This window comes from Dactylosporangium sp. NPDC051087, from assembly GCF_055586325.1.
The window spans coordinates 116698-130219 of sequence record NZ_JBVJIJ010000019.1 but is presented as its reverse complement, the minus strand read 5'-3'; the positions used below and the strand labels follow the sequence as shown (position 1 = coordinate 130219).

At 71.2% G+C, this 13522-nt stretch carries 11 protein-coding genes and 1 pseudogene; 4 read left to right on the top strand and 8 right to left on the bottom strand.

Annotated elements, in window-relative coordinates:
* Nucleotides 1–92: 92 nt before the first annotated feature.
* From ACZ6TV_RS33015 to ACZ6TV_RS32980, 8 genes and pseudogenes are all read right to left on the bottom strand, one after another.
* A complete protein-coding gene (locus tag ACZ6TV_RS33015; RefSeq protein WP_465301316.1) occupies nucleotides 93–215 on the bottom strand; it encodes a hypothetical protein in 123 nt (40 codons plus the stop codon).
* A gap of 144 nt (nucleotides 216–359) precedes the next feature.
* Nucleotides 360–1565 (bottom strand): glycoside hydrolase family 5 protein, encoded by a 1206-nt coding sequence (locus tag ACZ6TV_RS33010; RefSeq protein WP_465301314.1) that lies wholly within the window; start codon nucleotides 1563–1565, stop codon nucleotides 360–362.
* A gap of 87 nt (nucleotides 1566–1652) precedes the next feature.
* Complete coding sequence (locus ACZ6TV_RS33005; RefSeq protein ID WP_465301312.1) at nucleotides 1653–2312, bottom strand: response regulator; 660 nt, start codon at nucleotides 2310–2312, stop codon at nucleotides 1653–1655.
* A 34-nt stretch (nucleotides 2313–2346) separates the two neighbouring features.
* Entirely contained in the window at nucleotides 2347–3450 is a 1104-nt protein-coding gene (locus tag ACZ6TV_RS33000) for a PAS domain-containing sensor histidine kinase (RefSeq protein ID WP_465301310.1), read from the bottom strand.
* Between the two features lie 5 nt (nucleotides 3451–3455).
* On the bottom strand, nucleotides 3456–4952 hold the full coding sequence (locus ACZ6TV_RS32995) for a hypothetical protein (protein WP_465301308.1): 1497 nt from the start codon (nucleotides 4950–4952) through the stop codon (nucleotides 3456–3458).
* Between the two features lie 15 nt (nucleotides 4953–4967).
* Nucleotides 4968–6572 (bottom strand): ArnT family glycosyltransferase, encoded by a 1605-nt coding sequence (locus ACZ6TV_RS32990; RefSeq protein WP_465301306.1) that lies wholly within the window; start codon nucleotides 6570–6572, stop codon nucleotides 4968–4970.
* Nucleotides 6562–7845: a glycosyltransferase gene (locus ACZ6TV_RS32985; protein ID WP_465301304.1), complete on the bottom strand. Its 1284-nt coding sequence runs from the start codon at nucleotides 7843–7845 to the stop codon at nucleotides 6562–6564. Before ACZ6TV_RS32985 ends, ACZ6TV_RS32990 begins: the two co-directional genes overlap by 11 nt.
* Before the next feature lie 85 nt (nucleotides 7846–7930).
* Nucleotides 7931–8158 (bottom strand): annotated as a pseudogene (locus ACZ6TV_RS32980) (GtrA family protein); the annotation flags it as partial.
* A gap of 227 nt (nucleotides 8159–8385) precedes the next feature.
* Between ACZ6TV_RS32980 and ACZ6TV_RS32975 the strand changes: the two are divergent.
* Genes ACZ6TV_RS32975 through ACZ6TV_RS32960 form a run of 4 tightly spaced genes read left to right on the top strand, consistent with a single transcriptional unit; the run spans nucleotide 8386 to nucleotide 12956 of the window.
* Entirely contained in the window at nucleotides 8386–9033 is a 648-nt protein-coding gene (locus tag ACZ6TV_RS32975) for a response regulator (protein WP_465301302.1), read from the top strand.
* Nucleotides 9030–10046 carry a sensor histidine kinase gene (locus ACZ6TV_RS32970; RefSeq protein ID WP_465301300.1) on the top strand — a complete coding sequence of 339 codons (1017 nt, stop codon included), beginning with the start codon at nucleotides 9030–9032 and terminating at the stop codon, nucleotides 10044–10046. The genes ACZ6TV_RS32975 and ACZ6TV_RS32970 overlap by 4 nt, the downstream gene beginning before the upstream one ends.
* A gap of 35 nt (nucleotides 10047–10081) precedes the next feature.
* The gene (locus tag ACZ6TV_RS32965; protein WP_465301298.1) at nucleotides 10082–11752 is read left to right on the top strand and encodes an FAD-dependent oxidoreductase; all 1671 of its coding nucleotides are present in this window, start codon (nucleotides 10082–10084) and stop codon (nucleotides 11750–11752) included.
* 52 nt (nucleotides 11753–11804) lie between these two features.
* Entirely contained in the window at nucleotides 11805–12956 is a 1152-nt protein-coding gene (locus ACZ6TV_RS32960; protein WP_465301296.1) for a cytochrome P450, read from the top strand.
* Nucleotides 12957–13522: the final 566 nt, after the last annotated feature.

The following is a 13522-nucleotide window of genomic DNA, read 5'->3' as shown; positions in this document are numbered from 1 at the left end:
GCTGGCGGTGTTCGCACACGCTAGGAGTGGCGCAGGGCACCGAGCTATGTGGGGACACCACACAAGTCGGCCGGGTGGCCCGGTTTCCGGGCCTACGACAGCGTCACGAGGTCGAGGAACGCGCCCAGCATAGGCGGAAACACGGGCGAATACTCACCCTCGGTGACGAAGGGCATGTGGTCCGCGACCGTGGTGTCCCATTCCTGAACAGGCATGAGGCCCTCCCCCTCGCTGAACGTAACAGCGAGAGGGAGGGCCATCGACGACCGCTCTTACCGGCTCCGCGGGCTGACGCCCACGGTTCGGTGGGGGGTTCCCACCCCACACCCCACATGCGCCGCAAGCGACGCACTCAAGCCCTAGGGCTTCTTGGCCACCGGCGTCGACTGGTGCGTCTTGAGCAGGTCCATCTTGGCCTGGTCGATCGTCTTCCAGTCGTCCTTCAGGATCCCGCCGGTGTCGCCGGAGTTGGGGTTCCACGACCAGTAGGTGTAGCTGAGGCCGTTCTCCTTCAGGTACGCCATGAGGTGCCGCTGCCAGATGCCCTCGAGGTCCTTGTTGCCCTGGGCGTCCTTCTCCGCCACCGAGCGGCCGCCGAACTCACCCATCAGCACCGGCGCCACGTTGTTCTTCACCAGGTAGCCGAACTGCTTGTCCCACAGGGCCGGCATGTTGGCGGGGAACGCCTTGTCGTTGAACCACTGCTGCGACCACACCTTGGGGCTGTAGTCGTGCGCGGAGTACACCAGCTTCGACTGGTCCTTCAGGCGGACCGGGTCCTTGGCCGCGCCCTGGAGGTTGCCGCCCCACCAGTACCCGTCGCCGTCGTAGGACTCGATGCCCTCCACGACGATGAGCCAGTTGGGGTTCTCGGCGAGGATGGCGTTGCCGGCCCGCTCGGCGGCGGCGCGCCAGTCGGTCTTCTCGCCGCCGGTGCCCCAGGTGGCCTCGCCGTGCGGCTCGTTGTGCAGGTCGGCGCCGACGACGAGGGGGTTGTCGCGGTACTGCTTCGCGAGCTTCTTCCAGTCGCCGATCCAGCGCTCCTCGCTGACCTTGTCGGTGTACCAGAGGTTGCTCTGGCCCTGCGAGGTCGGCCGGTGCCGGTCGAGGATGACCATCATGCCGCGCTTGGTGATGCCGTCGACGACCTTGTCCATGATCTGCGGGCCGGTGAGGCCCTGCAGCGTCGGGTTGAGCTTGTAGTCCACGCCGTTGGGCTTGGCGGTGGCGTCGAACAGCTCGTTGCTGAAGGGCAGGCGCACGGAGTTGAACCCCTGCGCCGCCATCTGGTCGAGCATGTCGTCCAGGGAGCGGGACCACAGCCCGTGCGGGGCGAACGTGTTGGTCTCCAGGCCGAACCAGTTGACGCCGGTGAACGTGACCGTGCTGCCGTGCGCGTCGACGATCCGGTTGCCTTCGGTGTGCAGCGGCAGCTGCAACTGCCGGCCGGCCGCCGGCGGGCCGGACTGCTCGTTGGAGTGCTTCATGACAAGACCACCGGTGGTGACAGCGGCGGCGGCGATCGCAAGGGTGGCGCCGAGCCACACAAGACGGGAACGCTTCAAGACCTGTCCTCACGTACGACGACGTCGGGCAGGTCAAAACATTACGGATTCGGAAATATCAGGTCAGCGTACGAATGTCCGAAATGCTCATGGTGCAACTGTAGGAGCGTCCCAGTCCGCTGCCCGTACCACCGCCTCGAGCTTCGACCGGGCACCCATCTTCGACAGCAGGTGCCGCACGTGGCTGCGCACGGTGGTGTAGCTGATGCTCAGCTCCCGGGCGATGTCACGGTTGTCCATGCCGGACGTCATCAGGCTGAGGATCTGCCGTTCCCGCGGGGTGAGGCTGTCCAGGCGCCGGGCGTGCTCGGCGGAGCGGTGCGAGCGCTCCCGCCGCCGGGCGAGGAGCTTCGCCAGCTGGCGGGCCGGCACCAGGATCTCCCCGTCGATCGCGCGGCGGACCGCGTCGGCGACGTCGGCGCCGCCCGAGCTCTTCACCAGGTAGCCGGCGGCGCCGGCCTCCAGGGCGGCGAGGATGACCTCGTCGCTGTCGTCGGCGCTGAGGAACACGATCGCGACGTCCGGCTGGTGCGCCCGCAGCGCCCCGACGGCCTCCGGTCCGGTGCCGTCGGGCAGCCAGTAGTCGCACAGCACGACGTCGATCCGCTCGACGTCGGCGAGGTGCTCGACGTCCCCCACCCCGCCGGCGATGGCGACGACGCGCAGCTCTTTGTGCTCGTTGAGCAGCGCGGCGAGGCCTTCGGCGACCACCTGGTGGTCCTCGACGATCAGCACGCGGTAGCGCATCGGGTGGCTCCTTCGGATGGCAGGCGCGGGCGCATCAGGCGGCACCTTTGGATTGCAGGTCGGCGCCGCGCGGCACCCAGAACGTGACGGTCGTGCCGCTGCCGGGGATGCTGCTGATCCGGAACCAGCCCCCGGCGAGCGCGGCCCGCTCCCGCATGAGGACCAGCCCGAGGTGCCCGGCCGGGGTCTCGAAGTCGGTCTCGGCGTGCTCGGTGCCGATGCCGTCGTCGATGACCCGGATCAGGTAGCCGTCGTCCTGTTCGCCGAGGATCACGGTGCACTCGTCGGCGTCGGCGTGCTTGCCGACGTTGGCGAGGGCCTCCTGCAGCATGCGGAACAGCAGCAGGCGGGTGGGCAGCGCCGGCTCGTCCCGCAGCCGGTGCTCCAGGAGTACGACCAGCGAGTGGTCCTCGGCGAGCCCGTCGAGCAGGTCCCGGGTGGCGGCGGCGAGCCCCTCGCTGGACAGCTTCGGCGGCCGGAAGTCGAAGATCAGCCGGCGCAGCCGTTCGGCGGCCAGCGCCAGGCTGTCCTCCAGCTTGCCCAGCAGCTCCAGGTCGCGCGGCTCACGCAGCCGCCGGCGCAGGTGCTGCAGCCGCAGCATCGCCGCGGTGATCACCTGGAGGCTGTCGTCGTGCACGCCCGCGGCGATGCGGGCCCGCTCCCGCTCCTGGTTGAGGATGACGTCACCGAGCGCCTGCCCGGCCGCGACCCCGGCCTGCTGCAGGCGGGCGACCCGGTGCTCGAGGCTGGCCCGGGACAGCCCGCCGGAGCCCTGGTCGTCGACGGCGAGCACGACGAGGCCGCTCGGGTCGCCGGGCAGCGTGCGCAGCCGCACGTCGACGGGCAGCTCGGCGCCGTCCGGGCGGCGGACCGCCGAGGTGGTGTAGACGGGTTCGTCCCCGGCCGCCCCGGAGACCTCGGCGGTCTCGGAGACCTCGGCGGTCCCGGCGGTCCCGGCGGCCTCGGTCAGGGCCGAGCGCGGGTCGCCGACGAACAGCTCCTCGACCCGGCGGCCGACGAGGTCGGCGGTGACCCGGTCGAAGAGCGCCTCGGCGGCACTGCTGGCGAGCCGGACCACCCCGGCGGCGTCGAGCACGACCAACGCCTCCGGGGCGGCCCGAAAAGCCTGCCAGTACACCGGGGCTACTTCTCCAGGTCCTTCGGCAGCACGTACGGCTTCGGGGTCGGGATGTCGACCGGGCCGCCGGAGCTGTCGACCTTGAAGTTGACGGTCGCGGTGGAGCCGCTGAGCTGTCCCCTCAGCTCGAAGATGACGCTGTTCTCGGTGTTGCCGGGGATCGTGTACTGCCCGACGGCGCGGGCCGTGCCGCTCTTGTTGACCCGGAACGCCGACACCAGGTCACCCTTGGCGCCCTTGGACGTCTTCGCGTACACGTGGACGGCCTCGTTGGGCGCGAACTGGGTGGCGTAGAAGTTGACGACGGTGCCGGGCAGGCCGCCGTAGGCGTTGGTGCGGGCCTGCGGCGTGTACGGCAGGATCGTGAACCCGGACGACGTCGCGGCCCGGCTCTGCTCGCCGATGAAGACCAGCGCCTGGGCACCCTTGAGCTGGTAGGGCATGGTGAGCCCGGCGCCCTTGAAGCCGCCGGCGCCGTCGGTCGTCACCGCCATGACCGGTTGCCCGCCGGCGGAGTTCAGCCGCACCAGGACCCGTTCGCCCGGTGCGAAGCCGGCGCCGGAGAAGGTGATCGACTGGGTCGCCTTCACCGCGTACGGCGCGAGCTTGATCGACGGGTACAGCCGCAGCACCTGGAACGGCGCGCTCGCGGCCGCTCCACTCGTCTTGCCCACGACCACCAGACTGGTGGTTCCGACGGCCGTCACACCAACCTTGATCGGCGTCTTACCCACGGAGCCATCCTCGTCGGCCTTGAGGGTGAGGGCCGGGTCACCATTGATCCGCCCCCAGAACACCTGCAGCTCCTCACCCGGCGAGAACCCCTTCACGGTGAGGTTGATGACGTCGCCGGGCTTGCCGACGACGGCGGACAGCGTCGCCTGCCCGGCGCCCTGCGCGACGGCCGCCTCGGCCTTGGCGACCTTGTCGCTGCCGCGCGCCTGGGCGGTCACCTCCATCACCGGGGTCGACATCTTGGTCGGGAACGGGAAGTTGACCGTGAAGATGCCGTACTTGCCGGCCTTCGCGGTGCCGACCTGGACCGGCTTGGCCGCGTTCTTCGCGTTCTTCGCGTTCTTCTTGGACGGCTGCGCCGCCGCGGCGGACGGCCCGAGGTACACGTCGACCATGGAACCCTGGTCGAAGCCGGATCCGCTGGCGGTGACGGTGCCGCCGAGCCGCACCAGGCCCGGGTTCAGCGTGATCATCGGGTCGCCGCCGCCGTGGACCATCACCCCGTTGAGGTCGACGGTCGGTGGTTTCGGTGCCTTCGTGGTCGGCGCGTCGGTCGCGGTGTCCCCGCCACCGCCGAACGACGGCAGTCCCGGCGCCTCGATGCCGAGCGCCGGCAGCACCGACCGGCCGACGCTGACCAGCAGGAACGCGGCGACCGCTGCGATGAGCAGCCGGCGGCCGGAGATCTTCGGCCGGGTCACCCTCCGGCGGCGCGGCCGTTTGCCGGTCGTGCCTGCCGGTGCCCGGCGGCGCTTGAGGGTTTGCATCGTCACTCCCGCTCGCTACGAGGATTTACCGATCTTGATGATCTGCAGTGAGACGTCGCCGCGGGTCGCCTCCCACACGGTCTCCCCGTGCTGGTCGATCGCCTCGATGATCCAGGTCTCGCCGCCGCGCTCCAGGGCGTCGCGCATCTTGTTCGACATCACGACGTAGTCGACGTTCTCCCAGCTGGAGGCGAAGACCTTGTCCCGCACGTCAGGGTCGGACGTGGCCTTGTAGTGCGGGTGTGCGTTCTTGTACGGCGGGTCGTTGTCGTGCAGCGCGACCCAGATGTCGTCGTCGATGATGAGCTTCGCGTCGGGCGGCACGTTCGCCTTGATCCACGCGACCTGCTGCTCCTGCAGGCTGGTCAGCGGCAGCCGGTACGCGTCGCTGAACTCCAGCTGGCCCCTGGTGTTGTACTTGACGAGGAACCCGCCCGGCATGACCAGGATCGGCACCAGCAGGCAGGCGACGAGCACGGCCGCGCCGGCGGGCTTCGTGCGCCGGGTGAGCCAGCCGAAGAACATCCCGAGGTTCAGCGCGAACAGCGGGACCATCGGCGCGATGTAGAAGTCGAGCAGGGCGCTGCGGGTCAGGTAGAAGCCGTAGCCGGCGGCCATCAGCGCGCAGGCGAGCATCGGCCCGCGCAGCCGTTTGTTGTTCCGCCCGGCGAACAGCCCGAGCAGGGTCACGGCGGTGCCGGCGATGAGCAGGTAGCGGTCCTTGAACAGCCAGCTGTCCTGCAGCAGGCTGGTGAACGACAGGCCGTTGCTGCTGTTGGAGTTGCGGTGCAGCTGCCACCACACGGTGTAGAGCAGCGACACGTGGTCGCCGGGGGTGGCCGCGGCGAGGTTGAAGTTGAAGTTCTCCGGGAACAGCTCGTTCTTGATCTGCGCGAAGAGCAGGTAGCCGATGACCGGGGCCAGGGCGGCGAACCACCAGAACGACAGCCCGAAGCGCCGGTTCGACTGCTCCTTGACGGTGCGGTGCAGCAGGTACGCGCAGCCGGGCAGGATGAACAGCGCGTTCTCCTTGGTCACCAGCGCGAGGCCGAAGCACGTCCCGGCACCCATCACGGTGACGATCCGGCCGTCCTTGCGGGCCAGCAGGTACAGGCCCACCAGGATCCACAGCATCATCAGGTTGTCGAGCAGGACCTGGCGCTGGTAGTACACGCCGAGCGGCGACACGTTGAACACGAACGCGGCCAGGAACGCGCCCGCTTTGCTGCCGGTGTAGCGCCGGATCGTCTCGTACAGCAGGAACACCGAGATCAGGTGCACGATGAGCATCAGCACGCGGCCGGTGTTGATCGCGTTGCCGAAGGCGTCGAAGCCGCCGGGCAGGATCGCGACCCAGCCGGCGATCGTGAGCCAGCCCATCGGCGCGTGGTCGTAGAAGTACGTGTACGGCGACAGCTTGGCCATGTGGAGCACGGACCAGGCCTGCTCCATGTAGATGCCCTCGTCGGTGAGGTACAGCGGATAGCGGAACATGTTCCAGCCGTGCGTCACCAGGCCGATCGCCAGGCTCAGGATGATGATCGGCCAGCCGCGGGTCTGCGGCTTGGGTGCCGGCTTCGCCGCGGGTGTCGCGGGCCGGTTCAGGACATCAGCCGACATTGGTCAGCTCCGCAGTCTCCGCCGCGGTGCGGTGCGCACCGACGTGTGCCGTCTTCTCCCAGTTGCGTTCGCCCTTGACCTGCCGCCACAGGGCACGCGCCGCCGCGTAGGACAGCACCATCTGGTACGGGAACCAGGTGATCGCCATCTTCACGACCGTGCCGGGGGTGGCCTTCAGCCCGTGCGCGCCGGTGAACTCGTACAGGCCGACGACACTCATCACGAAGTGCGCGCCGAGCAGGAGCACCGGCAGCCACGACAGCATCGCCACCGGCACCGGCACCGTCAGCACGAACGCGCTGAGCAGCGCGACCGGCAGGTAGATGCCGAGCATCGCCTGCACGTGCGGGAAGGCGAGGGTGTACCAGGCGAGGAACCGCTGCCGCCGGGTCGGCATGAGCTTCCAGGTGCCCTTGCCGAGCGTCTGCATGAAGCCCTGACACCACCGGGTCCGCTGCTTGATGAAGCTCTGCAGCGTCGGTGGCGTCTCCTCCTTCGTGACGTACCGGTCGTCGTACACGACCCGGACCTTCTCCCCCATGCTGGAGATCCGCAGCCCGATGTCGGCGTCCTCGGTCAGGTTCGACTCGTCCCAGCCGCCGAGGCGCTCGATGAGGTCCCGCTTGAAGAAGACGGTGTTGCCGCCGAGCGGGATCGCGCCGTTCTTCGCGTGGTAGTGCAGCCGGCTGCGGAACCAGAAGAAGTACTCCAGGACGTTGAAGGTGGAGTACCAGTTGGAGTCGAAGTTCATCAGCTGGACCCCGGCCTGCACGCAGGCGACGTCCTCGCCCATCATGATGGTGTTGACGATGTCGAACAGCTGCGGCTGGACCTCGTCCTCCGCGTCGAAGATCGCCACGACGTCGTTCGTGGCGTACCGCAGCGCCGTGTTGAGCCCGTGCGGCTTGTTGATCGGCCCGTCGTCGAACACGACCACCTCGACGTTCGTCCTGCCCATCGCGCGCAGCCGGTTCACCTGCGCCTGGGCCTGCTCGATCGTGCCGACGTCGTCGGCGGAGCAGACCACGAGGATCTGCACCAGATGCGGCGGGTAGTCAGCGGACGCGGCGCGGGCGATGGTGTGCTGGATGACCTCCTCCTCGTGCCTTGCCGGGAGGATGGCGGTGAAGGAGAGTGCCGGCGTAGCACGTTGATCGGGCACCCGCGCCTTGGCGCCCGCCTCTGGCTGGTCCCACGTGTAGATCATGAGATACAACGCGTGCGCCGCCTGCACCGTCAGCACCAGCGAGATCAGGGTGAGAATGGTCAACACCAGCTGTTCCATCGGTGCGTTCACTCCAAATCCACTTCGAGCTGACGGCGAAGTTGACGGCGAACCCGGCCACGATGCCGATGAGATTCGCGGGCAGGTAGTGCATGCCGAGCGCGACCAGCAGCTGGACCGCGACGACGTTGACCGGCAGAGCGGCGAGACCGGCCAGACTGAAGTAGGCGAAGCGTTGCAGCGACAACCTGCGCCGCCGGAACGTCCACAGTTCGTGCAGCACGTAGTTGGTGATGAGCGCGAGCTCGACCGAGGCGACGGTGGCGGGCAGCAACGCCAGTCCGAACCCCCCGTGCAGCACGAGCAACGCTCCGTTGTTGACCACCACACCGCCGGCTCCCACCAGCGAAAACCGGCCCAGCCGGCGCAAGTTGGGCGTCACGGTGCAACGGTGCCCCTGTTTGTGGTGGGCAACATCACGCCCCGGTCGGTCCTGGGCGGCGACCTTCGTCCTCCCCCATTCGGCGTACGCCGAACGGCACCGGCGACGTGGTGATTCGCCGCCGCACCGGGGTATAGCGCGCGGCGATGAGTATCAGGATCTTGATCGCCGACGACCACGCCATGGTCCGCGAGGGCCTGCGCGGATTCCTGTCCCTCAGCGGCGACCTGGAGACGGTCGGCGCCGCCGTCGACGGACGCGAGGCCGTCAGCCTGGCCCACGAACTGCGTCCCGACCTCGTCCTCATGGACCTGCTCATGCCGGTTCTCGACGGTATCTCGGCGACCACCGTGATCCGCCGCGAGCTGCCCGGGGTCGAGGTCGTCGCCCTCAGCGGCTACCTGGAGCCACAGCTCATCGCCGACGCCCTGCACGCCGGCGCGGTCGGGTACCTGCTGAAGGACACCTCGTCCGACGAGCTGCACCGGGCGGTACGGGCCGCCGCCGCGGGCCAGGTGCAGCTGTCCCCCGCCGTCGCGGCGCGGCTCGTCCGCGACGTCCACGTGCCGGCCGCGCAGCCGCAGCTCACCCGGCGCGAGGAGGAGGTGCTGGTGCTGCTGGCAAGGGGGCGGGCCAACGGGCAGATCGCCCGGGAGCTGCACATCGCGCCGCAGACGGTGAAGACCCACGTGAGCAACATCCTGCAGAAGCTCAACGCGGAGAGCCGCACGCAGGCAGCCCTGTACGCCATGCGGGTCGGGCTCGTGCCGGTCCACGCGGCGGCCCCCAGTTGAGGCACCTCGCGGCGCTGCACGCCCTGCTGCGGGTCGGCGCCCCGGTGGACGAGGTCCTGCACTCGGTGTGCGACCGCGCCCGGCTCGCCCTGCCGGCGGCGGCGGTCCTCGTCGTCGACGCCGCCGGTCACGTGCGGGCGGCGGCCCCGACCGGCCCGCGCGCGGACGCCGGCCTCGCCGAGGTCGTGGCGTCGGTGGTACGGGCCGGGCGGCCCGCACGCCGCGGGGCCCTGTGCTGCGTGCCGCTGCCCGCACCCGACGGCGTCCCGGGCGTGCTCGTCGCCGCCGGCCCGCGCCGCCCGCCGCACCCGCGCCGGCTGGAGGCGTTCGCCGCCGTTGCCGCCCTCGCCCTGGGCACCGACGCGCGGCAGGCGACCCGCGAGCGGGAACGGCTCGCCAGGGAGCTGCACGACTCGGTGGTGCAGACGCTGTACGGCATCAGCCTCGGCGCGGGCACCGCCGCCGAGCTCGTCCACGGCGACCCCGCCAACGCCCGCGCCTCGCTCGCCTGGATCCAGGAGACGGCCAGCGCCGGCCTGAGCGACCTGCGCGGCATCATCGTCCGGCTCCGCCCGGAGACCCTCGTCGGCGCGGGCCTCGCCGCGGCGCTGCGGCGCATCGTCGACGCGCTGCACTTCGCGCCCGGCACCGGCGCCGTCCCGCCCGGGTGGGGCCTGCAGCTGGACGCCGAGCCGGCGGTCAGTCCGCAGGTCGAGGAGGCGCTGTACCGCATCGCCCTGGAAGCCCTCGGCAACGCCGCCCGGCACGCCGGCGCCTCCCAGGTGACGCTGCGCCTCGCCGGCGACGACACCCGGGTGGTCCTCGAGGTCGTCGACGACGGTGTGGGCTTCGACCCGGACGCGCTGCTGGGCGGTCAGGGACGGCTCGGCCGCCTCGGGCTGCGCTCCATGCGGGAGCGCGCCGAACTCGTCGGCGGCACCTTCGACCTGATGAGCGCCCCGGGCGCCGGCACCGTCGTCCGCGCGACCCTGCCCGCCGTCCTCGTGGGGTGAGGCGCCGCGACCCCCCGCCGGGTGACGGTTGGGGCATGCGCGTAGTAGTTGATCTCACCAAGTGTCAGGGCTACGCCCAGTGCGCCTTCCTGGCGCCCTCCTCCTTCCGGATGCAGGGCGACGAGGCCCTCATGTACGACCCCTCCCCCGCGGACGACCAGCGCGAACGCGTCCACCGGGCGGCGGCCGCCTGCCCCGTCCAGGCGATCCAGATCGACCGGCTCTCCGTGCAGGACATGCCACCCGTCCACGTCCAGGACCGCCCGTCCCGCATCGTCATCATCGGCGCCTCCCTCGCCGGCCTGCGCGCCGCCGAGGCGCTGCGCGAGGAAGGGTTCACCGGGCCGCTGACCCTCATCGACGGCGAGGACTGCGAGCCGTACGACCGCCCGCCCCTGTCGAAACAGGCCCTCAGCGGGCAGGTCGCCCCGCACGCCACCGCCCTGCCGCACCGCGACGACCTCAACGCCACCTGGCGGCTCGGCTGCGCCGCGATCGGCCTGGACCTCGCCGAACGCCGGGTCCGGCTGGAGGACGGCTCGTCCGTGCCGTTCGACCGGCTGCTCATCACCACCGGCGTCCGCGCCCGCGCGTGGCCCGACCCGGTCGAGGCGGCCCTGGACGGCATGTTCGTGCTGCGGACCCGCGACGACGCCCAGCGCCTCCACGAACGTCTCGCCCTCCTCGCCCCGCGCGGCGCCGCCGCTCACCTCAGCGCCGCGCCGTCCGCGTCGGGTGCCTCTGTCACGTCGGGTGCCGCTGCTCCCGGCCCGTCCCCTGGCGTGCTGGTGATCGGGGCCGGGTTCGCCGGGTCCGAGGTCGCGTCCACGTGCCGGGCGATGGGGCTCGACGTCATCGTCGCCGAGGCCGCCGCCACCCCGCTCGCCGGCGCGCTCGGCGGGGTCATCGGCGCCATCGCGGCCGACCTGCAGCGCGAGCACGGCGTCGACCTGCGCTGCGGCGTCACCGTCGAGGCGATCGAGGGCGACCCCGGCGGCCGGGTCCGGCGGGCCAGGTTCTCCGACGGCACGGAGGCGGACGTCGCCGTCGTCGTCGCCGCGCTCGGCGGGGTCCGCAACGTCGAGTGGCTCCGCGACTCCGGGCTCGCCGTCGGCGAGTGGGGCGTCGCGTGCGACGCGGGCTGCCGCGCGTTCGACGTCAACGGGCTCGTCCTCGACGACGTGTTCGTCGCCGGCGACGTGGCCCGCTCGCCGAACGCGATGTTCGGCTACCAGTTCCTCGCCCTGGAACACTGGGCGAACGCCGTCTCGCAGGCCGAGGTCGCCGCGCACAACATGGTCAGCGACGAGTCGGACCGCTGGCCGCACCTGCACATGCCGACGTTCTGGTCGCTGCAGTTCGGCACCAACATCAAGGCCGTCGGCGTGCCCACCTTCGCCGACGAGGTCGTCATCACCCAGGGCTCCGTGCAGGACCGCCGGTTCGCCGCCGCGTACGGGTACAAGGGCCGCCTCACCGGCGCGGTCACCTTCAACCACGGCAAGTGGCTGCCGTTCTACGAGCGGCTGATCGAGCAGGCCGCGCCGTTCCCGCCGGAGTTCACCACCGTCGACCAGCCGGACGCGATGGTGCCGGTCCCCGCCGACGTCCCCGACCCGAAGTTCCTGGCCCGCGACGCGACCGTGGTCGTCACGGGCCACGATCCCAGCTCCCGGTCCGCGTCGTTCGTCAGGAGCTCCCGATGACCGCCTTGTTCGCCCTGCCCGCCTCGTCCACGTCGTTCGTCAGGGGTTCGCGATGACCACTTCCGTCGGGTCCGTGTTCGGCGCCGTGCTCGACCCGGTGAACCGGCACGATCCCTATCCGCTGTACACCTCGCTGCGCCGCACCCCGGTCGGCCGCGAACCCGACGGCACGTGGCTCGTCACCACGTTCCGGGAGATCTCCGCGCTGCTGCACGACCCGCGGATCAGCTCGGCGACCGACCCGGAGACCGACCCGATCGGGCTGGCGCCGAGCTTCCTGCGCACCGACCCGCCGGAGCACGACCGGCTGCGGCGCCTCGCCAACCGGCAGTTCGGCCCGCCGCACCGCCCGACGCTCGTCGCCGACCTCCAGCAGTCCTTCGAAGGCATCGTCGACCAGCTCGTCGCCGACCTGCCCGCCTCCACCGCGGACCTCGTCGACCAGTTCGCCTACCCGCTGCCCGTCCTCGTCATCTGCGAGCTGCTCGGCGTGCCCCTGGCCGACGAGCCCCGCTTCAAGGCGTGGATCGACCAGGCCCTGGCGCAGGACACCCCGCGGCAGACGGCGGCGTTCCGCGAGCTCGCGGACTACATCGGCGACCTCGTCGACGCCGACCCCGAGCCGGGCCTGCTGCGCTCCCTCGCCCACGACGACGGCCCCGACGGCCGGATGACCCGCGACGAGCTGGTCGGCACCGCGCTGCTGCTGCTCATCGCCGGCCACGAGACGACGGTCAACCTGATCGCCAACGCATCGCTGGTCCTGCTGCGCGAACCGCGCTGGCTCGACCGCCTCCTCGCCGACCCGTCGTTCGCCATCCCCCTCGTGGAGGAGGTGCTGCGCTGGGACCCGCCGGTGCAGTTCCTGCCGTGGCGCACGGCCCTCGACGACATCCCGATCGGCGGCACCACCATCCCCTCCGGCTCGTCGGTCACCCTGCTCCTCGCCGCCGGGAACCGCGACCCGCTGCACGTCAGCGACCCGGACCGCTTCGACCCGGACCGCCGGCCCGTGCAGCACCTCGGCTTCGGCGACGGCATCCACTACTGCTTCGGCGCCCCGATGGCCCGCCTGGAGGCGCAGGTGGCGCTGCGGGCCCTCGCCCCGGTCCTGGCAAGGGCCCGCCTCCTGGAGGATCCGCCGGAGTACCGCCCGAGCCCGGTCCTGCGCGGCCCCCGGCACCTGCGCGTCGCCCTGCAGTGACCGGCCGCCCGCCCGCACGCATTTCCGGCTGCGGGCGGGCCGACCGTCATCCTGACGACGCCGCTCAACGCGCGCACGGACGCCGCCTTCCGCATGCACGCCGGAACGGGCTTTCACGCACACCGGAACGGGCTTCGCTCACGGACACCTTCCCGCGCGCGGGCAGGTTCCAGCACCCAGGAAGGCCCGCCCGTCTGAAACGGCCCCCCACTCACCGGGACGGCCCACGCCTCGGGCGGGCTCCCGAGCACCCCGGACGGCGGGCGCGGGCTACGGCTGGGGCTCCATGGGCTGGGGCTCCATGAGCTCCGGCTCCTGGTCGGAAGCCCCCGCCCCCGCCCGTAGCGGGACGGGCTACGAGGCCGGCTGGGGCCTCATGGGCTGAGGCCCCGTAGGCTCCGGCTCCTGGGTCGGAAGCCCCCGCTCTCGCCCGTGGCGGGCGAGCTATGGAGCGGGCTGCGGCTGGGACTCCATGGGCTGAGGCCCCGTAGGCTCCGGCTCCTGGGTCGGAAGCCCCCGCTCTCGCCCGTGGCGGGCGAGCTATGGAGCGGGCTGCGGCTGGGACT

Excerpts from the sequence above, each read along its gene's own strand:
- ACZ6TV_RS33005 (WP_465301312.1), bottom strand. The coding sequence starts at position 2,312 with ATGCGCTACCGCGTGCTGATCGTCGAGGACCACCAGGTGGTCGCCGAA.
- ACZ6TV_RS32960 (WP_465301296.1), top strand. The coding sequence starts at position 11,805 with ATGACCACTTCCGTCGGGTCCGTGTTCGGCGCCGTGCTCGACCCGGTG.
- ACZ6TV_RS32990 (WP_465301306.1), bottom strand. The coding sequence starts at position 6,572 with ATGTCGGCTGATGTCCTGAACCGGCCCGCGACACCCGCGGCGAAGCCG.
- ACZ6TV_RS32965 (WP_465301298.1), top strand. The coding sequence starts at position 10,082 with ATGCGCGTAGTAGTTGATCTCACCAAGTGTCAGGGCTACGCCCAGTGC.
- ACZ6TV_RS32995 (WP_465301308.1), bottom strand. The coding sequence starts at position 4,952 with ATGCAAACCCTCAAGCGCCGCCGGGCACCGGCAGGCACGACCGGCAAA.
- ACZ6TV_RS33015 (WP_465301316.1), bottom strand. The coding sequence starts at position 215 with ATGCCTGTTCAGGAATGGGACACCACGGTCGCGGACCACATGCCCTTC.
- ACZ6TV_RS32975 (WP_465301302.1), top strand. The coding sequence starts at position 8,386 with ATGAGTATCAGGATCTTGATCGCCGACGACCACGCCATGGTCCGCGAG.